Here is a 26,849-nt window from a genome sequence, read left to right as displayed (position 1 = left end):
ATGCCCAACCGAAGCAAGCGCAGGTTGTGTGTAGAGCCACTAGCGGCCAAAGCCGACCTGGTGATCGACAACTTCCGTCCCGGCGTCGTGAAACGGCTAGCCATCGCCCACAAGACGCTCAAGCACGGCAACGAAGGCCTGATCTACTGCTCTATCAGCGGTTTCGGGCAGGCCGGGCCATACCGGGACCGGCCAGGCTTCGACATCATGGCCCAAGGCACCGGCGGGTTCCTCCGGATGACCAGCCAAGACCGCGATCGCCATCAACGACATCGCGGCAGGCGTCACCGCCGTCTACTCATTCCCCGCGGCGGAGCTCATGCGGGCCAGAACCGGACAGGGACAGCACTTCGACATCTCCCTCGTCGACGCTGGCCTGGCATGGACGGGTGTGGGGGTCCGGCGCGAGCTGGCGCCGTGGTTCCGAGTGAGCAACGGGATGGCCTCGCCGGGTTCACCGGTTTCGGCGATCGCCAGGCATGCCAACGAAGTGAGGCTGTTCACCGTCGGCCCCGACCGTCGCGTATGGACAGCGACGTGGAGTGGGGTCGCGTCGGCTGGACCTTTTCGTGCTCGGCACGGACAACGGTGTCTATACGGCGCAATGGAACCAATCCAGCGGTTGGGGCCGGGTCTCCTGAACCACAGGCTCACCTGTCGCTGGTCGCCCTGTCAGGTCAGCGAAGCAGCCACGCTCGACGCGGTCGCCGCCCTTCGCGGCACACGGCAGAATCACGGGTGGTGACGCACGAAGGCGTCCGGACAAACCGAACAGATGGAGTGAACGACGTGATTTCCGCCGCCGTCCTCGCCGCGCCCAATCAGCGGATCGAGGTACGCAGTTTCGACCGGCCGCGGCTGGAGCCCGGCGCGGTCCTGTTGCGGACGTTGGGCAGCGAAGTCTGCGGGACCGATACGCATCTGACCAAAGGCCAACTGGCTGGTGTGCCGTATCCGATCATTCCCGGCCACATCAGCGTCGGCGTCATCGACGAAGTCGGCTCTGGGGATCCCGTGCTGGATGTCGACGGAAAACCACTCGTCGCCGGACAGATCGTGACGTTCCTGGATGTTTACGGCAACTGCGGACGCTGTTGGTACTGCACGGTCGGGCACGCGACCACCCGGTGCCCGTCCCGCAAGGTGTACGGCGTCACGTTGTCGGCCGACGAGGGTCTTCTCGGTGGCTGGGCGGAGTACATCTACCTCCGGCCAGGCGTCCACATTGTCCCTCTTCCGGCCGAACTTGATTGGCGCGCTTTCCTCTCCGCCGGGTGCGGCATGCCGACCGCGTTGCACGCGGTGACTCTCGCCGAAGTCGACTTCGGCGACACCGTTGTTGTGCAGGGCGCTGGGCCTGTGGGGCTTTCCGCCGCGGTGCTGGCTCAGCTGCGTGGAGCAGGACAGGTCATTGTGGTCGGTGGCCCCGAAGTCCGGCTGGCAGCGGCGGAGAAGTTCGGTGCGGACACGACGATCGACATCGGTGCCACGAACAAGGCCGAGCGGCTCAGCATGGTCCGTGAGCTCACCAACGGGCGCGGCGCCGATGTGACGATCGAGGCCACAGGGGTGCCGTCGGCGGTGCCGGAAGGTATGCGGCTCACCCGCGACGCAGGGCGATACGTGGTGGTTGGGCAGTACACCAACGCGGGAGAGGCATCCTTCAACCCGCATCTCGACTTGAACCAGAAGCACCTGACCATTCACGGATGCTGGGGCAGCGACGTCGGCCACGTCTACCGATCGGTCCACGTCATGGCCAAGTACGCCAAGCAATTCCCGTGGACCGAGTTGATCAGCGGTGAGTACGACCTGGCGCACGCCCAAGACGCACTGGACGACGTCGCGGCTCAGCGAGTGGTCAAGGCGCTCATCGTGCCGTGACCACCTTGTGCATACCGTCAAGGGCATGCGGGATCCCGCTCTGGTCATCGGGAACAAAGCAGAGCAGGACATAGGACGCGGCTGGCAGCCGGTCGATGCGCAGATACGCGATCCTGCCAGGCGAGACCGCGCCAAGGCCCCGCAGGCTCGGTTCGGCGAAAGGTGACGTGCCACCAGAGTCGAAGAACCGTTGGACGTCGGCATCTGTCGTGCCGTGGATTGCCTTCCGGACGGCCATTTCGTGGATTTCGTCCGACCGGTTCACAATACGGAACGTCCCGCTGGCTGAGGAAACTGTCTCGTCAGCCACACATGTCACACCAGCCCCACCTATCACGGGACACAACGCCGTGAAGGTCTTCTTACCCTCGCGGCGTTCAACGCAGCAAACTCGACCCTCACGCCCGTGAACACCGCGCTACGCCGCGCCCTCGCCCGGGCAGCCAGTCCCAGCACCGACCTACCCGCGCAATCCCAAAATATTCCCAGGTCAACGGTCCGTGCCGCCTTCAGGCCCGACCACGTCCCGAACGTTAACTTCCTGGCATTGGCCTACATCTACTGCGGCGCGTCGCACAAAATACTCGGCCGTTATTGCCCGTAATTACATTGACAGTTATCCCGGCCCAATTCTCGCGTGATCCACATCACACGACCCGGCCGATTCGCTTCAATCGCACGTATGTCGTTGTGAAGGTAGATGCCACAGGAACGGCATTCTGTCGCCTGATTCTCCGCCGTGTCGATTTCGATCCGAATTGGCTGATTGAAAGGATGACAATGGGCCGAAGCATGCATCGCGCACGCAAGAAGAGGCGGGCGCCATTGATCCTCGCGCCACTCGCGCTCGCCGCTGTCGCAGGCGTGGTCGTCGCAGCGAGCGCCTGGGCCGACCCGCCGGGGGCGCTGCCGTCGAGCGCGCCGGACGTCGAGGTCAAATGGCAACCGGCCGTCGACTTCGACACCGACGGCTGCTACAACACCCCGGCCATCGGACCGGACGGCACACTCAACCCGGGACTGAGTCTTGGCGGCGACGTCAACGGCAGTTGCCGAGACCAATCAGACCTCGACAACACGAACGTCTACTCTCGTTCGAAGTGCAACAACGGCTGGTGTGCGCACATGTACGCGTATTACTTCGAGAAGGACCAAGCCGCACTCGGCCCCGGTTCGGCGGGGCACAGACATGACTGGGAAGACATTGTTGTCTGGGTGCAGGACGACCAAGTCAAGTTCGTCTCGGTCTCACAGCATGCGAGCTATGAAACCAAATCCGTGAACGATGTGCGTTTCGAGGACACCCACGCCAAAATTGTGTACCACAAAGATTCCGTGAGCACGCACGCGTTCCGGCACGCCAATGGGAACGACGAGCCGCCGGAGAACCACGAAGGAATCTGGCAGCGCGGACCTCTGGTCGGCTGGGACAACTTCCCGTCGGGCCTGCGCGACACACTGTCTGCCGCCGACTTCGGATCAGCGACTCTCAAGCTCGTCGACGGCCGGTTCAACGACGCGCTCGCCAAAGCCAAACCGAGTGAGGTGCCACTGGATCCGAATGCCTGACGCAAGGGTTGCCGCAGGGGCGTTGCCGAAGATCCGGCGACGCCCTTGCGGCAAGGTTCAAGTGAAACCTCGCCGAAACGTTCACGGTCCCGACGCGACACGGGCACGAGAGCTGAGGCCAACAGCAGGGAAGGCCGCCGGAGAACCGCTCTTGCCGTCCTCGGGCACCGGTCGGCAAGAACCTCTTGCCTTCTCCACCGTTCGGTATATCGTACAAAAATGTACAGGCCTGAACAGGTACAGTTCGGTAAGCGGGATCGGCTGATCGCCGAGCTCGTGCGGCAGATCCGCTCAGGCCAGCTCGCGCACGGGGAACAGCTGCCAGCGGAGCACGAGCTGGCCGTACGCCATCACGTCAGCCGGAGCACAGTGCGCAGTGCACTGTCCGAGCTGCAGCGCCAGGACCTCATCGCCACCCGGGGCGGCGTCGGCTCGTTCGTCACCTTCGACGGCGTCAAGCTCGATCAAACCGTCGGCTGGGCGACCGCGCTCGCGGGCTCGGGATTCGACATCAGCGCCGAACTGCTCGGCATCGAGCGAACCACCAACGCGGCGCTGACCGAGCGGTTCGAGACACCGCAGTTCATCGCTGTACGGCGGCTGCGCAGAGACCACGCGGCAGGTCCCGTCTCCTACGAGGTCGCCCACGTGCCCGCTACCGGAGCACTCGCTGACCTGCCCGAACGCGGCCTGCTCAATGGGTCGCTCACCGCCACTCTCGCCGCCGCTAGGCTCATCCCCGCGGGCGGGGAGCAGTGGATCGGCACCGAAGCGCTCGCCGCGGATGCCGCGAAACTCCTGGAGCGACCGGTCGGAGAGCTGTTCCTACATGCCACGCGCACGAGCTTTGATGCCGACGGCGGCCTTGTTGAGCACGTCGTGAGCCTCCTCGACCCTGTCCGGTTCCGATTTCACTTGAAATTTCGATGAAAGCTAACTCGGGACAAAGGAGTCGCCGATGACCACCACCGAAGCCAGCGGAGCGCTGGAGACCCGTGGCATCGAGCCGGTGCCCGAGGCCGAACGCACCGGCCACCCCATGCAACTGTTCTGGGTCTGGTTCGCGGCGAACATCTCGATCCTCGGATTACCGCTGGGCGCGACACTGGTCGCGGTCTGGCACCTCGCGTTCTGGCAGGCCGCGATTGTCGCGCTGCTCGGGTCGGTCGGTTCGTTCGCGATCGTCGGAGCCGTCTCCATCGCCGGGCGTCGCGGTGGAGCGCCGGGATTGACGTTGTCTCGCGCGGTGTTCGGCGTCCGTGGCAATGCGGGCCCGACCGCGGTTTCGCTGATCTCCAGGCTGGGCTGGGAGACCGTGAACACGACAACGGCCGCGTTCGCGCTGCTGTCGTTGTTCGCCATCGTGTTCGGCACCGAGTCGACCGCCAAGTCTGTGCCCGTCCTGACGATCCTGTGCATCGCGGTGTTCGTCATCTTCACGGTGATCGTGTCCGGCCTCGGGCATCGCGTGCTCGTCGCCGTGCAGCGGTGGGCGACCTGGATCTTCGGTGCGTTGAACATCGTCGTCGGGATCGGCCTTGTGGCCACTGTGGACTGGAACGCCGTCACCGAGGCACCGTCCGCCTCCGTTGGCGCGATGATCGCCGGGATCGGGACGATCGCCGCAGGCACAGGCATCGGCTGGGCCAACGCCTCCGCCGACATGTCGCGCTATCAGCATCCCGCGGTGCGTGCGGGATCGCTCGTCGCGTCGGCGGCGGCCGGTGCCGGAATCCCCTTGGTACTCCTGATTTCCCTTGGCAGTCTGCTGTCCGCGGGCGATCCGGCGCTGGCCCAAGCCGGGGATCCGGTCGCCGCGATCCGGGCGATGCTGCCTGCGTGGATGGCGGTGCCCTATCTGATCGCCGCGTTCGGCGGTCTGTTGCTGTCGAATCACTTGTCGGTGTACTCGGCCGGGCTGACCACGCTGACTTTGGGCATCCGCATCAAGCGTGTTTACGCCGTCGTGGTCGACGTCCTGGTGACCACCGTGGGCTCGATCTACTTCATGCTTGTCGCGGACAACTTCTACGACCCGTTCATCGCGTTCATCAGCATGCTCGCCGTGCCGATCACCGCATGGGTCGGAGTGTTCACGATCGACATGGTGCGCCGGAGGACCTACGACCCGGACGCGCTGATGGACATGCGCCGCACCAGCCGCTACTGGTACCGCGGCGGAGTTGAGCTCAGGGCGCTCTCGGCGTGGGCCGTGGCCATCGTGGTGGGCTACCAATTCACGACCGCGGGGCCAAGCGACAACCCCTGGTTCACCGGCCTGCTCGCCGACAGTTGGCCCGCCGAGAACGGCCTCGGCTGGGTGATCACGTTCGCCGTGGCCGCGGGCCTGTACGCCCTGCTCGGCGGCGCTCGGCCGGAGGAAGCCCGATGACGGGCCGTCTCGTCCACACAGGACAGGTCATCATCGACTTGGTGATGCGCGTGCCCGCAGTGCCCGCGCCCGGCGGCGACATGCTGGCCTCGGAAACCGGCCTCTTCCCCGGCGGCGGCTTTAACGTCATGGCGGCAGCTGCCCGCTCGGGCGCGCGGGTCGTCTACGCCGGAGCCCATGGCACAGGCCGATTCGGCGACCAGGCGCGGGCCGCACTCGCCGCCGAAGGCATCGAAACGGCCCAGCAACCCAATGCCGCACAGGACACCGGCGTGTGCGTGGCACTCGTGGACGCGACCGGCGAGCGCACGTTCGTGACCGGGACGGGCGCGGAAGGCCGGTTGCTGCCAGATCAGCTGTCCAGCGTCGACACCGAAGCGGAAGACCTGGTGTACGTCACCGGATACAGCTTCATGCACGAATCCAACCGGGCGGCGTTGCGCGACTGGTTGCCCGGTCTTGAAGGGCCGCGTGTGCTCTTCGACCCGGGACCACTCGCCACCGAGGCTGTCCTGACGGAAATTCTGTCCACAGTAGACATTTTGTCCGCCAACGCTGCCGAAGCACGTTCGCTCAGCGGAGAGACGGACATCCCAACGGCGGCAAAGACACTGTTGTCCCGGCTCAAGCCTGGTTCAGCTGTCGTCATCCGTAACGGTGCTGAGGGCTGTGTACTCGCCCACGACGGGAACATCGCCGTAGTACCAGGCTTTCCCGTGACCCCTGTCGACACCAACGGCGCCGGTGACACCCATTGCGGCGTCCTCGCCGCAGCGTTGCTCGCCGGTGCCGACCTGGCCACCGCGGCGGTCCGAGCGAACGCGGCTGCCGCGTTGTCGGTTCTGGAAACCGGCCCAGCCACAGCACCTTCCGCCGAACAGATCGACCGTTTTCTTGCTTCTGCGTCCACTTAGGCCTGAACGAGTCATCGGCGCAGGCTAGGCGCTCTGCGAACAGGCCATTTTTCAGGCCAGGCCGTGTTCGTGCGCGAACACCACGATCTGCACGCGATCGCGCAGGTCCAGCTTGCGCAGGATGGCGCTGACGTGGGTCTTCACGGTGGATTCGCTGGCGAAGACGAGACCCGCGATCTCAGCGTTGGAGAGTCCTTTCGCGACAGCCACGAACACTTGCTGTTCCTTCTCCGTCAGGTCGCTGTAGGCCGCTGGCGCGGGTTCACGGGTACGGAACTGGCCGTCGAGCAGCGTGCTGAGGTCATGCGGCGCGAGCACGGCGTTGCCTGCGTAGACCGTCCTGATCGCGTCACGCAGCATCGCCGGGGTGGTGTCTTTGAGCAGGAATCCGCTGGCGCCGTGGCGGATCGCGGTCGCCGCCCGGTCATCGAGGTTGAAGGTGGTCAATACCAACACTCGCAACGGTTTCGTCCGCCGACGGGCGCGTTCCGGGGTGAACAGCTGCCTGGTCGCTTCGACGCCGTCCATCTCCGGCATCCGGATGTCCATCAGCACGACATCGGGTTCGAGGTCATCGACCTGTGCGAGCGCCTCGAACCCGTCGCCTGCCTGTCCGACGACGCGCATTCCCGGCGATGCGTCGATGATCACCGCAAGGCCTGCGCGAAACAGCTCCTGATCGTCTGTCAGCAGCACTCGGATGTCGGGGTCACTCACGGCGCCAGCCTACGGATGGGAACCCAAGCACTCGCGGTGAACCTGCCCGGGACGTCCCGTCGCAGCTCAAGCCGTCCGCCAACGGACTCAAGCCGCGCACGCATCCCGGCAAGGCCACGGCCGTCCCCGGCTTCCCCCTTGCCGGGAGCGGAATTGCTGGTTTCGATCCGTAGTTTGTCCGCCCAGCACAGGCCGACGGCGATGGGAGTGTCCCGGCTGCCGTGCCGGATCGCGTTCGTGAGCATCTCCTGCAACACCCGATAGGCCACTGTGGCCAGTTCTGGGGGCAATGTCCGGACAGTACCGGTTTCGTCGATAGCGATCTCGTGGCCGCTCGCCCCAACCCGTTCAACGAGGGTGCGCAGCTCACCCGGAACAGGTTCTGACGGGCTGAGCACTTGGCGGACGTCCTGCAGAGAAGCCCTGGCCAGGTCCGCGATGGTGGCCATCGAGCCGCGCAGCGCCGCGGTGTCGAGAAACTGGGCGGATTCGGCCTGCGCCAGAATGACCGCCAGCGAGTGCCCGACCACGTCGTGCACGTCGTGGGCGAACTGGGCCTGTTCCGAGCGCAACCGCGCGTTTTCCTCGGCCGCACGCTGCGACGCCACCGACTGATCGGCACGATCGGCGAGCCGACGCAGCGCCAACCCAGCCATCCACGAGATGCCAAGCAGAAGAACTGCCACGAGGACCGCGTCATACCTCTTCAACGACACGGCTACGGGCACAGCAGCCAGCGGGACCGAGAGCGCGCCCATCACCGTGACAATGGTGCTGCCCCAACGTGAAGCCCCGAACACCACCGCTGCCAGCGCCATCTGCACCAGCAGCACCGGAACGTGCGTTACGAGCTGATATCCGCCGATCAACCACGTCACAGCCAACGCGACGCCCCGCCACCGCCGACTGAGGCCAACCGCCACCACAGTGCCAACGACGATGGGAACGACAGTGCCACGATTCTCGAACAGTCCGTAATGGACACTCAGCACCATCTCGATGGCCCCAGCGACCAGGACAACCAGCGCTGCCAGCCCCTCGGGGACAGCGGCACGCCAACCACTCACCTGACCTCCAGGTCGTACGGGCAGACATCTATCGAACCATGGAGGATGGTCGTCCCCCTCCCCCCGCGAGTACCGAACGACTGACCGAAAGTACCGATCCGGCTGGACGATCAGTCCCTGAAGGACAGCGGTCTGGTACGCCAGGCGGATGCGACCACCATGCCGTCCGCCAGAGCCTTTACGCCATGACAGCTCCCTTCCGGGAACGAGTACTGGCCCGGCACTTCCAGTGGGTACTGGCGTTCTGCGTACTCGCTACCATCGCGGCCGCAGCATGGATCGTGGCCAAAAACGGTCAACGCGCATATACCGACCTTTCCGTGTACCAGTACGGATTTCGCGCCTGGTGGCATGACCAGGACATGTACGGCGCCCTGCCGGTCCCGCTGCCGTTCATCTACCCACCGTTCTCCCTTGTCGTGCTGGCACCATTCGCCGCAGTGCCATTGAAGGTCGCCGGCATAGCTACGTTCGTTGTGTCGGTCATGGCGCTGGCGGTCACCTGTTACCTGGTCATCGGTCGTGTCCGGCCCACAAAGGACCGTCGTGTGACGATCGCCGTGAGCGCGCTCGCGGTGCCATTGTTGATGATGCTGGAGCCGATACAGGAAACCATCGGTCTCGGCCAGGTGAACCTGTGGCTGATGGCCCTCGTCGCCGCCGACTGCCTCGCGCGGCACCCCCGCTGGCCTCGTGGCGCACTGATCGGCCTTGCCGCCGCTATCAAGATCACACCGGCTGCGTTCCTGCTCTTCTTTCTGCTGCGCAAGGACTTCCGCGCGATCCGCACGGCGGCGATCACGGGCGCGAGCGTGACCGGATTGGGATTGCTGATAGCGCCACGGGAATCGCTGCACTATTGGTTCGGCGGCGTTTTCGCCACAGGCTCCGGCCTTGCCGGGACGACCTTCGCCAGCAACCAATGCATCGCGGCCGCGATCGGCAGACTGACATTGCCAAGCGTTGTGGCATGGACAGTCAAGATCGCCCTCATCGCGGCGGCCATCGTCGCCTGCGTGGTGGTCATGTCGCGTGTGGAGCCACCGATCGCGCTGATTGTCAACGCCGCCACGGCATTGCTCATCTCGCCAGTGTCCTGGTCGGCTCATTGGGTCTGGATCGGACCGGCCGTACTGGTCATTGCCGCCTGCGCACTACGCGCCAGAAACACACTCGCTGCTGTGGCTGTGGTGGCCAGCATGACCGTGTTCTGTCTCGGGCCGCATTGGTCACTGCCCAGAGCCAACGACACCGAACTCCACTGGACGTGGTGGCAGCAGATCGTTGGCAACAGCTACACCCTTGTCGCGTTCGCGGCGCTGCTCACCTCAGCGCTCTACCTTGGGCTAGGGTCGACTGGTGACAACTCACCTGACCCACTGGGGTGCGTTCGAGGCCACCACCGACGGGACGTCGCTGACCTCGGTCCGGCCGTGGCCAGGTGACCCGGACCCGTCACCGCTGATCGACAACATCGCCGCGGCCCAGCACCATCCGGCTCGGATCAGCCAGCCCCACATCCGCCGTGGCTGGCTGGAGAACGGTCCAGGCGCCCCTGGGCGAGGCAGCGATACGTACGTGCCGGTGTCCTGGCAGACCGCGCTCGACCTGCTGGCCGACGAACTTCGCCGGGTTTACCGTGACAACGGCCCTGACTCCGTCTTCGGCGGTTCCTATGGCTGGGCCAGCGCAGGCCGGTTTCACCACGCGCAAAGCCAGGTGCACCGGTTCCTCAACACACTCGGCGGGTACGTGCGGCAAGTTGGCTCGTACTCGTTCGGCACGGCGAGCACCTTCATGCCGTATGTGATCGGTGGCGCGGATTGGCTGATGGACCACGGCACCTCCCACGAGGTGCTGGCCAGCCACGCGGAACTGATCGTCGCGTTCGGCGGTATCTCGACGAAGAACTCCGCGATCGCGCCAGGCGGGGTCACCCGGCACAACACCCGTGCGTGGATCGGCGCGGCCAGGGCGAACGGCTGCCGGTTCGTCTCGATCAGCCCACTGCGTGACGACACCCCGCCCGAGGCACAGGCCGATTGGCTCGCTCCACGTCCGGGCACCGATCCGGCCATCCAACTGGCCCTTGCCTATGTCCTTGACCAGGAAGGGCTGGTGGACAAGGACTTTCTCGACAGGTACACGACCGGCTTCGATCGTTTCGCCGACTACCTACGCGGCACCACCGACGGCGTACCGAAGTCGCCGGAATGGGCAGAGCCGATCACCGGGCTGCCCGCCTCCCGGCTGCGCGAGCTGGCCAGGCAAATGGCCGCCGCACGTACGATGATCACGGTGAGCTGGTCGCTGCAACGCACCCAGCACGGCGAACAGCCACTATGGCTGGGCATCGTGCTGGCCGCGATGCTCGGGCAACTCGGCCTGCCTGGCGGCGGCTTCGGTTTCGGCTACGGCTCGACCGCCAACGTTGGCCGCCCACGCCGCGCGGCACGTGTCCCGGCGCTGTCGCAAGGCGTCAACGGGACCGAGGAGTTCATCCCGGTCGCCCGGATCGCGGACATGCTGCTCAACCCCGGCGGCGAATACGACTTCCGCGGCGAGCGCCGCCGCTACCCGGACATCAAGCTGGTGTACTGGGCAGGCGGCAATCCGTTCCACCACCATCAGAACCTGGCCCGGCTACGGAAAGCATTCGACCGGCCGGACACTGTCGTGGTGCACGATCCATTCTGGACCGCGACAACCCGGCACGCGGACATCGTGATCCCGTCCACAATGTCCATTGAGCGCGATGACTTCGGTGCGGGACAAGGAGATACCACCTTTCTGCCGATGCCCGCGCTGACCGCGCCACACGGCAAGGCCCGCGACGACTACGACACCTTCACCGAACTGGCCCGTCGGCTGGGCGTGGACAAGGAGTTCACCGAAGGCCGCACCAGCGACGAATGGCTGCGTCACCTGTACCAGGAATGGCAGGACCAGATGGGCCACACCTACCCGGGATTCGACGAGTTCATGGCCGGTGACGGCGTCGAACTGCCAGTACAGGACGCACGGCAAGTGTCGCTGGCGGAGTTCCGCGCCGACCCGGACGCCCATCCCCTGACCACCCCGAGTGGCAAGATCGAAATCTACTCGGAGACCATCGCTGGCTTCGGATACCCCGACTGCCAGGGGCATCCGACGTGGTTGGAACCCGACGAGTGGCTCGGCAGCCCGCACGCCGCCAGCTACCCATACCACTTGGTAGCCAACCAGCCCAAAGCACGGCTGCACAGCCAATTGGACATCGGCACGCACAGCGCCAGCACCAAAATCCACGGTCGCGAACCAGTCCGCATGCACCCCGCCGACGCGCAGGCCGCCGGACTAGAAGCAGGCTCGGTCGTGCGGCTGCGCAGCCAACGCGGCACCTGCCTTGCCGGACTCGTGCTCAGCGACGACGTACGCCGCGGCGTGCTGCAACTGTCCACCGGCGCCTGGTACGACCCAGATCCCCTCGACCCATCGTTCTGCCGCGGCGGCAACCCCAACGCCCTGACCGCCGACCGCCCCAGCTCTCACCTGTCACAAGGCTGCACGGGCCAACACACACTTGTCGCCATCGAGCCCTTCACCGAACCCGTCCCGCCCTCCGGTGTCCACCACCCACCAGTCGACTGAACGAGCCTTGCCCAGTATCACAGAACCGGTTTGAGCAGTTCCGGGTAGCCCACTCGGCGGTAGAACCGCTCCCGGTTCGCATCGGCGGCGGCGTCCACCACCACGGAACCATCGTCAGAGGGGTCAATGTGCACCCGGAACGGCCGCTGTCCCTTTGGCATCCCGACAACCTCCACAATCGCCCTCGCGACATCGGCAGGGTCGGAGTTGGACGGCAACATCTCGGACTGACGGCGTGTCATCTCATCGCGCAACCCGGCGTACCTTTCCTCGTACGCCGCAACGACTTCCTCGTCATCAGGATGCCCAGCGTTGGCGAAATGATTGGTACCACGCGTAAAGGCTCCAGGCACGATGATGCTCGTCTCGATGCCGAACCGGGACAACTCGGTCGAATAGCTGACCGCGAGGGCATCCTCGGCCGACTTCGTGGCGAAGTACGGCCCCTGGAACGGCGGCGTGCCACCGTTCTTACTGGACGAACCGACCCACACAACCAGGCCGTCGCCCTGTTCGCGCAGCTGTGGCAGCGCGGCACGGTTGACCCGTTGGGTGGATACGACGTTCGTTTCCCACAGGTTTGTCAGCTGGTCGGGCGTGAATGCCTCCGCAGCGCCCATCACCAGGTGTCCGGCGTTGTGGATCACCACATCCAGCCGTTTCTCGTCGTTAATGACCTTGGTGACAGCCCGGTCCACCGAAAGCTGATCCGTCACGTCCATCCGAATTGGACGCAACCGGTCGCTGTATGCCATCGCATCAGCCGCCGCGATGGCACCATCTCCTGTTGTGGCACGCATACCGGCGTAGACCGTATGTCCCGCGTCCACCAGCGCGCGGGCCGTCAGAGCACCGAATCCGCTTGAGGCACCGGTAATGATAATGATCTTCGACATGGTTACTTCCTCCCAGAATCAGGCAGCCACACCGCCGTTGACACGAATCACCTGACCGTTGATCCACCGAGCCGGACCGGCAAGGAAAGCAACCACGGACGCGACGTCCGCGGGTGTGCCGATCCTGCCGAGCGGCGGTGCTTGCGTCGCGGCGTCAATAGCCTCCTGCGTTCTGCCTTCGAGGAACATCGGAGTCACGGTCGCGCCAGGCGCGACGGTGTTGACAGTGACGTCCCTGCCGCGCATCTCTTTGGCCAGCGCCAAAGTCATCGCCTCGACGGCGCCTTTGCTTGCGACGTAAGCGGTGTAGGTCGGAGTTCCGAGCCTGACGACCGTGCTCGAGAAATTGATCAGCGCACCGCCGGGCCGCAACCGTCGCGCAGCCTGTTGCGAGACAACGAATGTGCCGCGAATGTTGATTCGATGCATTCGGTCGAGGTCGTCGAGGTTCAGGTCGGCCAACGCGGCGGTCGAACTGATGGCCGCCGTGTTGACCACGACATCCACCCCGCCGTACAGCCGCTCAACCTCGTCGAACAGGGCCGAGATCTGCGACGATTCGGCGACGTCCGCCTGGAACGCCGAAGCTGTCCCGCCTGCCTCGGTGATCTCCGAGACGATCTGGTCCGCTCGGACCTTGTTCCCCGAGTAGTGGACCAAGACCGTCATTCCATCCTTGGCCAGCTGTGTTGCGACCGCGTAGCCGATTCCGCCGGAAGCACCGGTGACGATGGCGACCCGGGTCATAGCCCTGCTGCCGTCTTGAGGTACGCCAGCGGCGCGGCGTGCGTCTGGTCGGGTCCACTGTGGCCACCCACAACGGTTTCCACGTCCAGTCCGAGTCGGACGATCTCTTGGTACAGCTGCGTTGCCAGCCGTCCACGTTGGTCGCCGGAGCGCGGCATCGACGGCGTCGGGTTCCACAGGTCCGACTCGAAGACGATCTTCGCCGTGCTCAGGTAGACGATCATCATGTCGTCGGAGTGGTCGCTGGTGATCCGGTGAATCTGCAGCGTGCCGCCGTCCGCGGTGGGCAGGATGACCGGGTCGGTGACCGGCTTGACCGTCACCGGCTCCGGTTTCGTGGCGTAGGTGTCGGGGTGCACGGTGTACGGCCGCGTGAAGATGTTCTCGAAGAACGCCGCAGTCGGTTCGCCGACGTACACCGTCAACCCGCCGTTCGAAGCGAACTCCCGGATGCCGCCGATGTGGTCGTAGTGGAAGTGCGTGCCGACAAATTCGGTCAATGGCTTGCCCGGGAACGCTTCCTTCACCTGCTTGAGCGCCTCGCTGGTGTAGTCGCCGTACAGTGGCGATTCGACAGCCAGTGTGTGGTCCGGCATTTCGACCACCAGCGTGTTGTGGCTGGGGCCGATCACGATCTTCACGCCGGGCGCGATGTCGAGCGGGCCGTCGCTCAGCGGCTTGGTCTGCAGGTCGAAGTAGAACCGGACGCCTGAGTACACATAGGTCAGAATCCACTCGGCCGAGAACTGGCTGAATGCCATCTGCGCCGCCGAGGCCTCAACCGGCTCCGCTTCGGGCACAGCGAACTCGTCATCGAGCACTGTGGACGCAACCGTGATGCCGGACCGGGTTTCCTGGTGTACCGGGACATCGTCCACAGTGATCGTAACCTCGAAGGGCACCACGACTGTCCCGCTGCGACGGTAGTCCTCGAACAGTACTGCCACGGTCGCATCGCCAAGCGGCGTGTGTTCCTCCACCGTCTCTACACGGACCGGCAAGCCCGTGCGCGGGTCGACGTGCACATGGGTATCCGGCCGACCGGCTTGCCGCAGCGTCAGGATGTGCCCGTTGGCCTCGACATCTGCCCCTGGCACCAGCATCGCGCGCACCAGGCGCAGCGGCGACGTCAGATCGAAGTGGCGCACCCGGGTCGCCACTCGCCAGGCCGGGATGGCCATGTCGACCGGGCGCGGGTCGAACATGAAGTCGATCCCCTTGACGTGACCGGTCGATCCGTTGCCGATCTCGGTGTAGTCCAATTCGGTCGGTACGAGGTGCGTCTGCGCACTGAGCGACAGCTTGTACCGGGGGCCGCCGATCTCGTCGACCAAGGTGAAGGCGAATTCCGCGACGGCTTCCGGCTTGTGCGGTTCGGTGCCCCAGCCGGGGTGCCTGCGCCACCCGGTCGCGGTGATCGTCTCGGTGACGGCGGCGTCCAGCGCCTCGCGTCCACCGAGTGCGGAAACAGCTTGGTCGAGAACGTCCTGGGTGGACATCACGGCCTCCTTTCGACACCTTCGAGTCTGCGAGCCCCGGCGCGTTGCGTCAAACGCAAAGTTTGCAATGCTACTTTGCGTCTCATGCAACTCGATGCGGCCGACCTGAACCTGCTCAAGCCACTGGCGGTGCTTCTGGAAGAGCGGCACGTCTCTCGTGCCGCGGCCCGCTTCCACCTCAGTACCTCGGCGATGAGCCGATCACTCACCCGATTGCGTGACCTGTTCCAGGACGACCTGCTCGTCCAGACACCGACGGGCTACGAACTCACACCCCGCGCGCGCACGATCCGCCGCGAGCTGGCCACTGTGCTGCCGCGACTGTCAGCCCTGATCCGCGGCGACGAATTCGACCTGGCAACAGCCACCGACCAATTCACCATTCACTGCACCGACTACGGCACCCAAGTACTCGGTCCACGGCTGTTTCGCCGAATCTCCCAGCAGGCACCGAACGTTTCACTGGTCGTGGAATCCATCGGCGGCCACACGTTCGACGACATCGACCACGGTCGCGCCGACATCGCCCTCGTCGGCATCAAACCACCGGCACCACTACGTTTCCAGCTGCTGTTCGAAGAGGACTATGTCTGCGTCGTGGCCGCTGACCACCCTGTCAGCGGGGACCGGATCAGCATGGACGACCTCGTGCGCTACCCCAGGATCAGCGTGGTGCCGATGCGGTTGGAGGGCATGCACACCGAGCACCAACTCGTCGACCTCGGCGTAACCGCCCGCCCGACCCTGCGAGTGCCCTACTTCGCGGCGGCCATCGCGGCTCTGCCCGAGACATCGAGCTACACGATCCTCGCGCGCCGGTTCGCCGAGTTGTACGACGACGACCCAGCAATCCGGGTTCTCCAAGCACCGCAAGAGATCAAGCCGTTGGCATTCGGCATGGTCTGGCATCCCCGGCAGAACAGCGATCCCGCGCACACGTGGCTGCGTGACCAGATCGAAGCAGTGGCAACCGAGTGACCCGCAGAATGGCAACCGTGCACATCACCCCACTGACCGATCCCAACCACGGCCTGGCCAGCTACCGCTTGGCCTGGCTGGCCTCCGACACGGCCGGAGTCCCGGTCGGATCGGCGTTCTTGCGCATGTTCACCGCAGCCGGACAGAACCATCTGGCCGAGCTCTCGCTGACCGTCCACCCAGCTTCGCGTCGCAATGGCATCGGGGCTCGGCTGCTGCACGCGGCTGTGGCCGCGGCCCGGGAGGACGGTCGGCGGAGTGTCGTCACTCAGGCACAAGCCGACTCCCCGGGCGACCATTTCCTGTTGGCTCAGGGCCTTCGCAGGGTTCTGACCTTGACGTACGCCCGACTGCGGCTGGCTGACGCGGACGTCGCCAAGATCACCGAGCAACCACATCCCGGCTATCGGCTGATGTCGTGGAACGGCACGGTTCCCGACGAGCTGGCTGACACGTTCGCCGCCTCTCGTCGAGCCATGGACGACATGCCCATGGACGAAACCGACTACGGCACGGTCACCTGGGATGTTGCCCGCGTCCGGGCGGCGGCTGAGGCGATCTCGAAACGCGGCGATCTGCTGCACACCGTTGTCGCGGTCGACGAATCCGACGGCTCCATTGCCGGGTTCACCGAACTGGTAGTTCCCGGTGATGGCAAAGGTGACGGCCAGCATTACGGCACCGGGGTTCTGCCAGAACACCGAGGCCACGGCCTCGGCCGCTGGATGAAAGCCGAGGCGATCCGTCAGGCTCAGCAACGCTACCCAGACCTCGATGGATTGCTGACCGACACCGCCGCCAGCAATGTCCACATGCGACACGTCAACGACTCCCTCGGCTATGTTCCGACGCATACGACGTACGAGTACCAACTCGACCTGTAAAACCGAGTGCGCAGGTTCGACGCAGGGTGTGTGATCACAGGTATGGGAGGTTCAGGCGAGGCTGTGGGCGCGCTGCGGGACTGGCAGTATGAAGGTGCGCCGATGCAGCTGCATCCCGGCGACCTGGGGTGGTTCTGGCGGTTCGGCGCGGAGGCGACGGCCGCGGCGGTCCGGACGTGGCGCCGGGACGGCCGGATCTTCGCGGTCGGTCTGCTGGATGAGCCAACATTCCTGCGGCTCGCGATCGCGCCAGAGGTCAAGCAGGACCGTGAACTAGCGCAGCACCTGGTCGAGGACATCGCCTTGCCAGAAGGAAAGGTGTCCGTCGAGGCACCAATGGACGCGCTCGTCCAGGATCTGCTTTTGGAGAGTGGCTGGAATGCTGACGAGCCGTGGACTCCCCTGCGGCGTGATCTCAGCAAGCCTGTGCAGGACCCAGGATTGCGGATCGGGGTAACTGGCCCGGAGCAGGCTCACGTACGGACCGCCGTGCAACGGGCTGCGTTCGACGGGTCGACCTTCACCGACGAGCGATGGCGCGCGATGGCTGCGGGATTGCCGTACGCCGACGCCCGGTGCCTGGTCGCGTACGACCAAGGTGATCCGGTGGCAGCGGTGACGGTGTGGTCAGCCGGACCAGGAAAGCCAGGGCTGATCGAGCCGATGGGTGTGCACAGGGACCATCGCGGTCGCGGCTACGGCCGCGCGATCACCGTCGCGGCGGCAGCCGCTCCGCAGGAGCTGGGATCGTCGAGCGCGGTGGTCTGCACTCCGAGCTTCAACGTTGGCGCTGTGGCCACCTACAAAGCAGCTGGCTTCCAGCAACTTCCGGAAATCCGGGCCCTGTCCCGGATGTGACAAGAAAACCGCAAGAGCACCTCGGGACGATGCGCATCCAGCCACCTTGAGGGGGTTCTTGTGTACCGAAGCATGGTCGTGACGGCGACGCTCGCAGCAAGCATGGTGTTCGCGTTACCTGCGCAAGCGGCAACTGGGCCGCAGATGTGCAACTGGACGGTCGAGAACATCAAGCCGCCCGAGGGGCACGCTCCGGAAAACGTCCAGGTGACAGGCACAGACAGCCATGGCAACTACTCCGGCAACGTCTACCGGCCGAGCACCAACAGCAGCACGATCGTGGTTTGGACGAACGGCGAACCCCGTTTGCCCAGTGAATTCGCCACCTTCAGCAGAGCGAGCGTGGATGACGAGAACTCATCGGGCACGATCTTGCTGACCGGCGGTGACGGTGACAAATGGGGCGTGTTCCGCTATACCGGTGGCCACACGGGCAACGGCACGGTCACCTACCTGCAGCCGCCAGAGGGATACGAAACCCTGTACGGGATCGCGATCAACGACGCGGGTGACGTACTGGCGGCGGCAGAACGTACCAAAGACCGACACCGCGTCACGGTGCTCTGGTCGATGATCGCCGCCCGGCCGATCGTGATCGACACTCCTGTCGGGCAAGGCATCGACCTTGACAACGACGGCACTGTCCTGCTGTACGACGGCAACAACTCGCCCGCGCATCTCTGGCGAGCGGGTCAGATCACATCGTTGTTCGGCAGGGGTTCCTTCGTTTTCGGCGCCATTCGGGCAGGCAAAGTCGTTGGTACCCTCAGCCTGCCGTCATGGCCGGACGCCCAGTCCGTGATGTGGACGAACCCAATGGAGGAGCCACATCTGATCGACCAAGGCGGCACGGCACGGGCGATCAACTCCAACGGCCTGATCGTCGGCGACAGGGACACGCATATCGGGCAGTCCGCGGTGTGGCGCGACACCACATTCCTTGGCGAGCTCCCGATGCCCGATCGCGTCGAGGACGCCAGCGGTGTTTTCGTCATCGGTGATGACGACGTGATCTACGGCCATGCCCGAGACCACGGGCCACTCAAGTGGACCTGCCAGTCACGGTGACGAGCAAGCCGGGGTGGTCGGTGGTTCCCAGCATGTCGATCTCGCTGGTCCGGACGAATTCCAGATCATCGCTGGCGTAGACATACTGCACGCCGCCGTCACCCCGGCGAGAAAACCCTTCGCGATCGCATTCCTGAATGCCCGTGTCACGCAGGTTGAGATCGCCCGCGACGATCATCGGCTTCGGCTCGCGACTCATGATGTCCCGGCATTGCGCGAGAGCCGTCGGCGCGTGATCGGCGGATAAGTGCGTGGTGCAGACGTTGCCCAGGCATCCCCAGGACCGCAGTTCGCGGTGGCCGTCCGCGCCGCGGTATTGGGCGGCGTAGATGCCGGATTCCTCGGTGGTGCTAGGGAATTCGGCGGCGACCATGAGGACGTTGCCGTACTGCCCATCGTTGCCGCGGCACAGCACAGGCGTGTCGTCGAGGTTGCGGGCTGCGACGAACAACGTCCGGACGGGCCCCATGGCTGGACGCAGCCGGTCGATGTCGCCGGAGCACGCCTCGTTGATCGACAGCACGTGCGGCTTGGTCTGGGTAATCACCTCGCTGGCTTTGACCATGACCGCGTCACCTCGGTAGCAACCGGCCATGCCGCCATGGCAGATGTTGAGCTGCAGCACGGTGATTGTGGTCCCGGGCCTGATCGCCGCGGCCGATGGCACGGGCAGCAGCGCGAGCATGGTCAAGACCAAGATCACCCGGTTCATGGCCAAGAGACAATCAGACTTCCCGCCCCGGCGACAACACGCCATGCAGCGGTAGCTGTACCACTTGTCAAAACCTTCGGGTTGCTGATTCCGTGCCGATGCAGCGCGGCCAAGTCGATGAAGTTCTTGCCGGTACGGGACATCGACCCCGTGGTGAACGAAAGACACTCCGCGACAAGGGAATCATGCGATTCCGGCGCCAGTGAGAGGTCAAAGTTCTCAGCTACGGCATAATCCTCGGCAAGGTCCGCAAGGTGGTCGTAGCGGCGGACCAGGTGAAGCGACCGGCGATCCACAGTTTCGCGGTTCCGAACTGAGAGCCGACCCAGCCAGCGACAGTCTATGCGCTCGTGGCGGATCTTTCTTAATTTCGTCACTATCAATTTCACCGTGTCCGTAGTCTCGGATGCAGTTCGAGCCCGATCAGATACTGTGGCAACGTCAACGCGTGGCAGACGCTGCTGGGAGCGCCGCCCGTACAGCCGCCGGTCGAGAAGCCGGCCCGGCGAGGAGAACGAACACCATGACATCGATCCCAGCTGTCCCCTTGTCCGTTTTGGACATCGCGCCTGTCATGACGAGGGCGTCGCCGACCACAACTCTGCGCAACACCCTCGATCTCGCGAAGAAAACCGAAGCCTTCGGCTACAAGCGTTACTGGGTCGCCGAACACCACAACACGCCGAACATCGCCAGCTCCGCGCCCGCTGTCTTGATCGCGTACATCGCGGGGGCCACGGCCACGATCAGGGTCGGCTCCGGTGGCGTGATGCTGCCCAACCATCCGGCGCTGGTGGTCGCCGAGCAGTTCGGCACGCTCGAAGCGATGCATCCCGGCCGCATCGACCTGGGGATCGGCCGGGGACCGGGCACCGACCCGGCCACCGCTCAGATGTTGCGGCGGTCAACAGATGAGCCTGAGTTCGCTGAGCAACTGACCGAGCTGTTGACCTATTTCAACGGTGACGGCAAGTGCACGGTCGTGCCCGCGCCGGACAAAAACCTGCCGATCTGGCTGCTCGGAACCAGTACGCGAAGCGCGGAAATGGCAGGCAAGCTCGGCCTGCCGTTCGCCTTCGCGGACCACATCAACGGCCAGATGACTGTGCCGTCGCTGGAGGCGTACCGCGCGTCCTTCCAACCCTCGGCGCAGCTGGAAAAGCCGTACGCGATCGTGGCCACGCAGGTGATCGTGGCCGACACCGACGCGCACGCGGAATGGCTCGCCGGACCGGTCGGGCTGGCGATGATGCGAATGCGGCCGGACTTCCAGCAGCGCCCTACGGTCGGCCACAAACCATTTGTCAGCGCGGAGGAAGCCGCCGACTATCCGTACACCCCGGAGCAGTGGCAGATCGTGCGCGACTACCTCGCGGCCAAGAACTTCGGCGGCCCGGACTCCGTTCGCAAGAAGCTAGCCGACCTGCTCGAACGCACCCAGGCGGACGAGCTCATGGCGATCACCCTCGTGCACAACCATGCCGACCGGGTGCGGTCATATGAGCTGCTCGCTGAGATCGTCGGGACACGTCACGAGCAGGTCCACTTGACCGGCCCGTAACCCGTCGCCGTACCGTAGATCACGTCGTCATCGCCGACGACAAACGAGCCGTCGGCGATCTCGGTGACGCCATCTGGCAGTGGAAGCTCGGCGAGGAACGCGGTGTCACGCCACACCGCAGGCGGCCCGATCTGAGTACTCATCCTGCCGACGATCAAACCGTTGGCGTTCATCGCTTCCGCCGTGCCGCCGTTCTCGATCAGCCGGGGAGCGTCCGGCCGCGAGTAGAGGAAAGATCGCCCTGCCAACGACTCCAGCTTTTCCCAGCGGAGGATCTTTCCTGCCCGAATGACCCCGGATTCGAAAGAGCCATTGCCGGACAAAGGAATAACCGCACCGGATCGCCATAGGTGCGCGGAACCGTTGTCACTGTTGTGCAGCAGCACTGTGCCGTCGTCATCCAGATCGGCACCCGCCCCAACCGGAGTGTCGATCACGATCGGCTCGCCACCTACCGGCCAGAGCAACGTCACGCCGTGGCCATCGTTGGTGCGCTGTCCCGATCCCAGCGCATCACCCCGGTCATTGAGAGCGACCGCCTTCTCGGCCTGGTACCCGTCCGGCGCCCGAAGGTGAGTGACTGTGCCGTTGCCGGTATGACCGCGAGCGAGCAAGAACACGCCGCTTCGACCTGTTTGAGGATCATTGCCGTTCACCAACACCGTGCCAGCTGAGTTCTCGTCGGCGACCCATGCGAACGCGAATTCATGGGCGATACGCGGTTCCCCATCCGTCCACAGCACGACCATCATCTTTTCCATGATTCCGACGGCTGCCGTACCTGAGTAGTTGCCTTTGCTGTCAGTACCGTTCACCTGGGTGGAAGTCGCTTCCTCACCGTCGGGTGCCTTGATCTTCTCGACTCTCCACTGACACGTCGCACGCTCGACCTTCAGCTGCTGGGATCTCTCCGCTCGTTCTCCACCGGCTGTCACGGCCAGGGTCACGGTGTACGTGCCGGGCGTCGTAAAGGTGTACTGGAACTCTCGCTTGGTCGAATCGATCACCCGGCCTTGAGTGCCTGTGATCGTCCATTCCCAGCGATCTGGGCGAGGGCCCGTAACCCGAGCGCTGAACCGAACGGGCTTGCCGGTCTTGGGGTCTTTCGGGGTGATGGTCAATCCGGTGATGCGTGGCACCGTTTCCGCACGTTCGACCGTCACGGTCGCGGTCGCAACCTGGGCGGGCCCCATGTCCGTCATCGCGAAAAGCTGCACCTGGAACACGCCAGGGTTAGCCCACGCGTGCCGGACCGTGAGCCCGGTGGTCTCGGTGCCGTCGCCGAATGTCCAGCGTGCACCGGTCAGGCCAACGGGTACGGGGGCGACGGCCGTGAGTTCGAGTTCCTCTCCGACCAGCGCTCGATCCCGGGGCTTGATGACGATGTCGACCAGTGGCGCGGCAGCTGGTGGTGCAGGTTCGGGGTCGCCGCGCCCAGACACGGGTGGCACAGCGCCCGTTGGACCCGAGCGGGGTCGGTTGGGCGTGGACGGCGGCTGTCGCGTGGTGCTTGGACCGTCCAGAGCGAGCTGGGCGGGACCGGAGTCGGCCTTGTATTTCGATACGGCGCGCACGTCACCGTTCAGGTCGAGCACGCCTGCCTGGTCGCTGTCAGGGTCGTTGTAGAAAACCATGCCGTCGCGGGTCAGCAGCTCGAAGCGCAACGGGCGGTCGAACAATTGCCTTGAGGTGACCACGCTCATCGACCGAAGGTCGACGATCCAGACCTGGCCGCTGCTGTAATCAGGCACGATCGCGTGGTCGCCGATCTCGATCGCCGCGCCGAGGTCGGCCTTTCCCGTTCCCAGCGGGATCGGGTCGGCGCAGGAAGCACCAAAGCTACAAACCATGAGCAGGCCACGGGAGGCGACCGAGATCAGGATCCGTTGCTGCTGAGCTGAACCAGACAGCGCGACCTCGTCGTCCGGACGGAGGTCCGCGCGGATCGACTCCTGCACCGACCCATCCTCCGGATCGAGCAACTCTGCTGTGCGGCGTGCGAGATCCAGCAAGGCCGGGCGGCCATCGGTCACAGTGAGGCGAGTTCTATCCGCCGTGCTCGCGGCTGTTCTGGTTTGGCCGCCGGAGGGAGTGAACCACGTCAGGTCTCCGGTCGCACGATCAAGGATCCACAACCGGCCGGAACCGTCCACTATGGCCCCTTCCGGGAAGACCTTCGAGGCAAGGGAAAACGGCTCCCCAAGGGGGTTGAGCGTGTCCAATTCAACCGGCGTCAGCAATCCACGGCCACCATCGAATGAATACATCACTTCTGGGGTAGGAAAAATATCGCTGGCCGATAACTTCGCGGGAGCGGAAGGGAACTGGGTCGCGCCGTCCACACGTACCACGGACCCGTCAGACTTGTTCAGGGAATACCCAGTCGGTCCCTGTTGGGCAGCCTGAATCGGAGTACCGGGCGGGGCGACCTCCACCCTGGCCGCCACTTCAGCCGACGCGCCATCGAGCAAAGTCAACTGACCGGTCTTGCTCGACGCCAACCATGCCGAGCCGCCATGCAACCGCACACGCGGCGCCTCGTGCGCCCTGTCCATTCCCCCGACAGCCAAACTGGCCGCCACTATCACGGTCGCGCCAATCGCAGCCCAGAGCCGCGTCCGGAACATCACTTCCCCCAAAGCCCCCTGAGTCGTTCGTCGAACAGCCTGACTGTTCCTCCTTGAACTACACAACCGTTTCCCGTTTCCCGTTGCCCTCGCGGGCGCGGTCATCGCCGCCGAATTCCTGACTGTGTTGTTGGTGGTCCCGGCGACGGTCGACGGAGGCTTCGGCGCGGTTTTGGTGCTGCTGACGGCATTCACGGTAGCGATCGCGCGAACCCTGCGGCGCGGGAGCACGACGCCCTGCCGATGCTTTGGCGCGAGTCACCTGGTGCGCAACACGACTCTGTGGGTCGTGGCGGCCAGAGGCTTGACGGCCGCGTCCCAAACCGCGGAGCCGCTCGGGTTAGCAATGGCGGCCCTCGCGGCGGTGGTCCTGACCGCGGTGGTGTTGAACTTCGACTCGTTGCCGTACTTGATCAAGGAGTGACCATGAACATGTTGTACGGCGCCCGCGCGACCACAGCACCCGCCTCGAAGCGTTGTACGGCGAGGCTGAAGACATCTCCCTGTGTGCCCACCTAGTGGCAAAGTTCTGCCACTCGCCGAAGGCTCCCAACCCGGATTCGACCTGCTCTATGGTACAAAATCTAACTTTGTGCCAAATAGTGACACAGCGAGGTGTGCGGGACGGAGTTAATGTCGAGGTGTGAGTAGCCGCCCGGAGGCGAGGACAACGATGGAAATCCTGCCGAAATCCCCCACTACCAAGGGATCCGCCGACTGGTTCACCGGCGACGTCTACTACGACGTGATCGTGTTCGGCGAGGAACCGTCACGTATGCGCGTCAACAAGGTGCGGTTCACGCCCTGCGCCCGCACCGCGTGGCATCGGCACGCCGTCGGACAGACCTTGCACGTCACCGAAGGCGTCGGCCTCATCCAGGCCCGCGGCGGCGAGATCATCGAGATTCGCCCTGGCGACACGATCTACACGCCACCCCAGCAATGGCACTGGCACGGCGCGACTCCGCACGACTTCATGGCGCACCTCGCGATGTGGGACGGAATCTCACCGGGCTCGACCATTCCGGAAACCGAGTGGGGCGCGCACGTCACCGACGAGGAATACGGCAAGTAGCTTCCGCCAGCATTGGTCCGACCAATAGCATGACGTGTCGGCTCGGCTACCAGTGGAGGCAGTTGTGCGCTCGCGCCCGCGTACCTTACGCAGCGAACGATGGGGCGGCGGCCAAGCGCCGAAACCGGGCCGGGCCAAGGTGTTGTGGGCGGTGCCGATCGTCATCGTGGCGTTCGTCGCTGGCTTCTTCCTCGGTCGTCCCAGTGCCGGGACGGCCGCGGATTCCGACCCGGTCGCGGCGATGAAAAAGCAGGACGCGCAACGCGACAACGAACAGATCGGCACGCTGACCCAGCAGGCCCGGCGCATGCACGACGGCCTGCTGCCGGTGCTCGAAGGCCTGACCACGACCACAGGCACGCGGGAACAGGTCACCGGCTGGCAGAAGATCACCAAGGGCTACGTTGACGAGTTCGCCGAGCGCCCGTCCGCGGGTACGGCCGTCAACATCGCCCGTTCGGGCCTCGCGTCCAGCGTCCAGCAACTCGACCTCGCGGTCGAGACCTACGCCAAATCCGTTGACGCGCAGGACAAGCAGCCCTGGCTGGAGACTGCCGGACGCCAACGCGACGCCGCGATCGTCACATGGTCGGTCGCGGCCACCCAGCTCGACGTGCTCAACGTCGACTCCGGCCGCGGCCACGCGCACATCTTCCTGCCGTCCAAGCCAGGCCAAGGCGCGCTCACGTCCGACGGATCACCCGAAGGTCCGCGATAGGTGGTGCGCCACGAGCTCGTGGGCCGCATCCCCATGCGGCTCAGCGGGATGCGCGTGCAACACAGCTCTGGCGACCCGGGGCAACGCGTGCAGTAGCCGATGCTCGGCGTCGTGGGCGATCTGATGCGCCGCGTTCAGCGTCAACCCCGGGTCGACCGACAGCTCGGCTTCCACGTGCAGCGCGTGCCCCACCCAGCGGAGCCGGAGCTGGTGTACGGCAAGGACTCCGGGCGACGAAGCTAGCGCTTGTTCGGCTTGATCGACCAGCACCGGGTCGACGGCGTCCAAGAGCCGCCCGAAGACCTCCTTCGCCGCGCCCCACAGAACCGACAGGATCGCGACCGTGATCAGCAGGCCGACGACCGGATCCGCCCACTGCCAGCCAAGGTACGCGCCACCGGCGGACAACAGCACGGCCAGGCTCGTGAACCCATCGGTCCTGGCGTGCAGGCCGTCGGCGACCAGTGCGGCCGAGCCGATCTGCCTGCCGACCTTGATCCGGTATCGCGCCACGAGTTCGTTGCCAAGGAAGCCGATGAGACCTGCCGCGGCGACCCAGCCAACGTTGCGCATGTCCCTTGGATCGATCAGCCGCTGGATCGCCTCCCACCCCGCCAACCCCGCTGAAGTTCCGATCACCGCGAGAATCACCAGGCCAGCCAGGTCCTCGGCGCGTCCGAGGCCGTAGGTGAACCGGCGCGTCGCGGCACGTCTGCCCAGCAGAAACGCGACGCCCAACGGCACCGCCGTCAACGCGTCCGCGAAATTGTGCAAAGTGTCGCCAAGCAGCGCCACGGACCCGGTGTAGGCAACGAGCACTGCCTGAGCAACGGCCGTGACCATCAGGGCGGCGAAGGAAATCCACAGTGTCCGCATGCCACGACGGCTTGCTTCGAGTGCACTGTCCACAATGTCGGCGGCGTCGTGGCTGTGCGGCTTGAGCCGCGCCCAGATGCCCTTCTTGTGGTGGTGATGACCGTGCCCATGCCCGTGTCCCATGGGCTCAAGATAGGGCCGCGACTACGAAGCGACAACGGCGTAACAGCCATCTAC

25 protein-coding genes and 1 pseudogene are annotated in these 26,849 nt (G+C 65.0%); 16 read left to right on the top strand and 10 right to left on the bottom strand.

The window, feature by feature from the left end; all coding sequences use genetic code 11:
- Nucleotides 1-745 (top strand): annotated as a pseudogene (locus tag LWC34_RS58795) (CoA transferase).
- 44 nt (nt 746-789) lie between these two features.
- The gene (locus tag LWC34_RS13070) at nt 790-1,884 is read left to right on the top strand and encodes a zinc-binding dehydrogenase (protein ID WP_233725315.1); all 1,095 of its coding nucleotides are present in this window, start codon (nt 790-792) and stop codon (nt 1,882-1,884) included.
- On the opposite strand, the gene LWC34_RS13065 is transcribed toward LWC34_RS13070, so the two are convergent.
- Complete coding sequence (locus LWC34_RS13065; protein ID WP_233725314.1) at nt 1,871-2,194, bottom strand: hypothetical protein; 324 nt, start codon at nt 2,192-2,194, stop codon at nt 1,871-1,873. The two genes, LWC34_RS13070 and LWC34_RS13065, sit on opposite strands and share 14 nt — an antisense overlap.
- A gap of 470 nt (nt 2,195-2,664) precedes the next feature.
- On the opposite strand from LWC34_RS13065, the gene LWC34_RS13060 reads away from it, so the two are divergent.
- The 4 genes from LWC34_RS13060 (at nt 2,665) to LWC34_RS13045 (ending at nt 6,759) form a co-directional block, all read left to right on the top strand.
- Complete coding sequence (locus LWC34_RS13060) at nt 2,665-3,453, top strand: NPP1 family protein (RefSeq protein ID WP_233725313.1); 789 nt, start codon at nt 2,665-2,667, stop codon at nt 3,451-3,453.
- A 219-nt stretch (nt 3,454-3,672) separates the two neighbouring features.
- Nucleotides 3,673-4,383 (top strand): GntR family transcriptional regulator, encoded by a 711-nt coding sequence (locus LWC34_RS13055; protein WP_233725312.1) that lies wholly within the window; start codon nt 3,673-3,675, stop codon nt 4,381-4,383.
- 28 nt (nt 4,384-4,411) lie between these two features.
- Nucleotides 4,412-5,845, top strand: a complete 1,434-nt coding sequence (locus LWC34_RS13050; RefSeq protein WP_233725311.1) for a purine-cytosine permease family protein — start codon at nt 4,412-4,414, stop codon at nt 5,843-5,845.
- A complete protein-coding gene (locus tag LWC34_RS13045; RefSeq protein WP_233725310.1) occupies nt 5,842-6,759 on the top strand; it encodes a PfkB family carbohydrate kinase in 918 nt (305 codons plus the stop codon). The genes LWC34_RS13050 and LWC34_RS13045 overlap by 4 nt, the downstream gene beginning before the upstream one ends.
- Before the next feature lie 51 nt (nt 6,760-6,810).
- Here LWC34_RS13045 and LWC34_RS13040 read toward each other — a convergent pair whose 3' ends face one another.
- Together LWC34_RS13040 and LWC34_RS58025 are read right to left on the bottom strand one after the other, a co-directional pair.
- Nucleotides 6,811-7,476, bottom strand: coding sequence for a response regulator (locus LWC34_RS13040; protein ID WP_233725309.1), 666 nt, complete (start codon nt 7,474-7,476; stop codon nt 6,811-6,813).
- Nucleotides 7,473-8,543: a sensor histidine kinase gene (locus LWC34_RS58025; protein WP_233725308.1), complete on the bottom strand. Its 1,071-nt coding sequence runs from the start codon at nt 8,541-8,543 to the stop codon at nt 7,473-7,475. The genes LWC34_RS13040 and LWC34_RS58025 overlap by 4 nt, the downstream gene beginning before the upstream one ends.
- 185 nt (nt 8,544-8,728) lie before the next feature.
- Between LWC34_RS58025 and LWC34_RS13030 the strand changes: the two genes are divergently transcribed.
- A complete protein-coding gene (locus LWC34_RS13030; protein ID WP_233725307.1) occupies nt 8,729-9,988 on the top strand; it encodes a glycosyltransferase family 87 protein in 1,260 nt (419 codons plus the stop codon).
- Nucleotides 9,903-12,173, top strand: a complete 2,271-nt coding sequence (locus tag LWC34_RS13025) for a molybdopterin-dependent oxidoreductase (protein WP_233725306.1) — start codon at nt 9,903-9,905, stop codon at nt 12,171-12,173. The genes LWC34_RS13030 and LWC34_RS13025 overlap by 86 nt, the downstream gene beginning before the upstream one ends.
- 17 nt (nt 12,174-12,190) lie before the next feature.
- Here the strand turns inward: LWC34_RS13025 and LWC34_RS13020 are convergent, their stop codons facing one another.
- Genes LWC34_RS13020 through LWC34_RS13010 form a run of 3 tightly spaced genes read right to left on the bottom strand, consistent with a single transcriptional unit; the run spans nt 12,191 to nt 15,315 of the window.
- A complete protein-coding gene (locus LWC34_RS13020; protein WP_233725305.1) occupies nt 12,191-13,069 on the bottom strand; it encodes an SDR family oxidoreductase in 879 nt (292 codons plus the stop codon).
- 18 nt (nt 13,070-13,087) lie between these two features.
- Nucleotides 13,088-13,816 (bottom strand): SDR family oxidoreductase, encoded by a 729-nt coding sequence (locus LWC34_RS13015; protein ID WP_233725304.1) that lies wholly within the window; start codon nt 13,814-13,816, stop codon nt 13,088-13,090.
- The gene (locus LWC34_RS13010) at nt 13,813-15,315 is read right to left on the bottom strand and encodes an MBL fold metallo-hydrolase (protein ID WP_233725303.1); all 1,503 of its coding nucleotides are present in this window, start codon (nt 15,313-15,315) and stop codon (nt 13,813-13,815) included. The genes LWC34_RS13015 and LWC34_RS13010 overlap by 4 nt, the downstream gene beginning before the upstream one ends.
- 84 nt (nt 15,316-15,399) lie before the next feature.
- On the opposite strand from LWC34_RS13010, the gene LWC34_RS13005 reads away from it, so the two are divergent.
- The 4 genes from LWC34_RS13005 to LWC34_RS12990 are packed head-to-tail and all read left to right on the top strand — an operon-like array spanning nt 15,400 to nt 19,103.
- The gene (locus LWC34_RS13005; protein ID WP_233725302.1) at nt 15,400-16,293 is read left to right on the top strand and encodes a LysR family transcriptional regulator; all 894 of its coding nucleotides are present in this window, start codon (nt 15,400-15,402) and stop codon (nt 16,291-16,293) included.
- Between the two features lie 17 nt (nt 16,294-16,310).
- Nucleotides 16,311-17,177 carry a GNAT family N-acetyltransferase gene (locus tag LWC34_RS13000; protein ID WP_233725301.1) on the top strand — a complete coding sequence of 289 codons (867 nt, stop codon included), beginning with the start codon at nt 16,311-16,313 and terminating at the stop codon, nt 17,175-17,177.
- Nucleotides 17,178-17,219: 42 nt separating this feature from the next.
- Entirely contained in the window at nt 17,220-18,035 is an 816-nt protein-coding gene (locus tag LWC34_RS12995; RefSeq protein WP_233725300.1) for a GNAT family N-acetyltransferase, read from the top strand.
- Between the two features lie 60 nt (nt 18,036-18,095).
- Nucleotides 18,096-19,103: a hypothetical protein gene (locus tag LWC34_RS12990; RefSeq protein WP_233725299.1), complete on the top strand. Its 1,008-nt coding sequence runs from the start codon at nt 18,096-18,098 to the stop codon at nt 19,101-19,103.
- Here the strand turns inward: LWC34_RS12990 and LWC34_RS12985 are convergent.
- Together LWC34_RS12985 and LWC34_RS12980 are read right to left on the bottom strand one after the other, a co-directional pair.
- Complete coding sequence (locus LWC34_RS12985) at nt 19,078-19,815, bottom strand: endonuclease/exonuclease/phosphatase family protein (RefSeq protein WP_233725298.1); 738 nt, start codon at nt 19,813-19,815, stop codon at nt 19,078-19,080. The two genes, LWC34_RS12990 and LWC34_RS12985, sit on opposite strands and share 26 nt — an antisense overlap.
- Complete coding sequence (locus LWC34_RS12980) at nt 19,812-20,111, bottom strand: hypothetical protein (RefSeq protein ID WP_233725297.1); 300 nt, start codon at nt 20,109-20,111, stop codon at nt 19,812-19,814. The genes LWC34_RS12985 and LWC34_RS12980 overlap by 4 nt, the downstream gene beginning before the upstream one ends.
- Nucleotides 20,112-20,338: 227 nt before the next feature.
- Here LWC34_RS12980 and LWC34_RS12975 point away from each other — a divergent pair, with 227 nt between their 5' ends.
- Nucleotides 20,339-21,376: an LLM class flavin-dependent oxidoreductase gene (locus LWC34_RS12975; RefSeq protein WP_233725296.1), complete on the top strand. Its 1,038-nt coding sequence runs from the start codon at nt 20,339-20,341 to the stop codon at nt 21,374-21,376.
- On the opposite strand, the gene LWC34_RS12970 is transcribed toward LWC34_RS12975, so the two are convergent.
- Nucleotides 21,346-24,003 carry a PKD domain-containing protein gene (locus tag LWC34_RS12970; protein ID WP_233725295.1) on the bottom strand — a complete coding sequence of 886 codons (2,658 nt, stop codon included), beginning with the start codon at nt 24,001-24,003 and terminating at the stop codon, nt 21,346-21,348. The genes LWC34_RS12975 and LWC34_RS12970 overlap by 31 nt on opposite strands.
- 43 nt (nt 24,004-24,046) lie before the next feature.
- On the opposite strand from LWC34_RS12970, the gene LWC34_RS12965 reads away from it, so the two are divergent.
- The 3 genes from LWC34_RS12965 (at nt 24,047) to LWC34_RS12955 (ending at nt 25,796) form a co-directional block, all read left to right on the top strand.
- Complete coding sequence (locus tag LWC34_RS12965) at nt 24,047-24,427, top strand: MauE/DoxX family redox-associated membrane protein (protein WP_372496538.1); 381 nt, start codon at nt 24,047-24,049, stop codon at nt 24,425-24,427.
- 219 nt (nt 24,428-24,646) lie between these two features.
- A complete protein-coding gene (locus LWC34_RS12960) occupies nt 24,647-25,078 on the top strand; it encodes a (R)-mandelonitrile lyase (protein WP_233725293.1) in 432 nt (143 codons plus the stop codon).
- Nucleotides 25,079-25,142: 64 nt separating this feature from the next.
- Nucleotides 25,143-25,796: a hypothetical protein gene (locus LWC34_RS12955; protein ID WP_233725292.1), complete on the top strand. Its 654-nt coding sequence runs from the start codon at nt 25,143-25,145 to the stop codon at nt 25,794-25,796.
- On the opposite strand, the gene LWC34_RS12950 is transcribed toward LWC34_RS12955, so the two are convergent.
- Nucleotides 25,776-26,795 (bottom strand): cation diffusion facilitator family transporter, encoded by a 1,020-nt coding sequence (locus LWC34_RS12950; RefSeq protein WP_233725291.1) that lies wholly within the window; start codon nt 26,793-26,795, stop codon nt 25,776-25,778. The two genes, LWC34_RS12955 and LWC34_RS12950, sit on opposite strands and share 21 nt — an antisense overlap.
- Nucleotides 26,796-26,849 lie beyond the last annotated feature (54 nt).

Source organism: Kibdelosporangium philippinense, assembly GCF_021390435.2.
In the GTDB taxonomy this organism is placed as follows: Bacteria; Actinomycetota; Actinomycetes; order Mycobacteriales; family Pseudonocardiaceae; genus Kibdelosporangium; species Kibdelosporangium philippinense.
The sequence above is the reverse complement of the archived record's forward strand: the minus strand, read 5'-3'. Positions and strand labels throughout refer to the sequence as shown.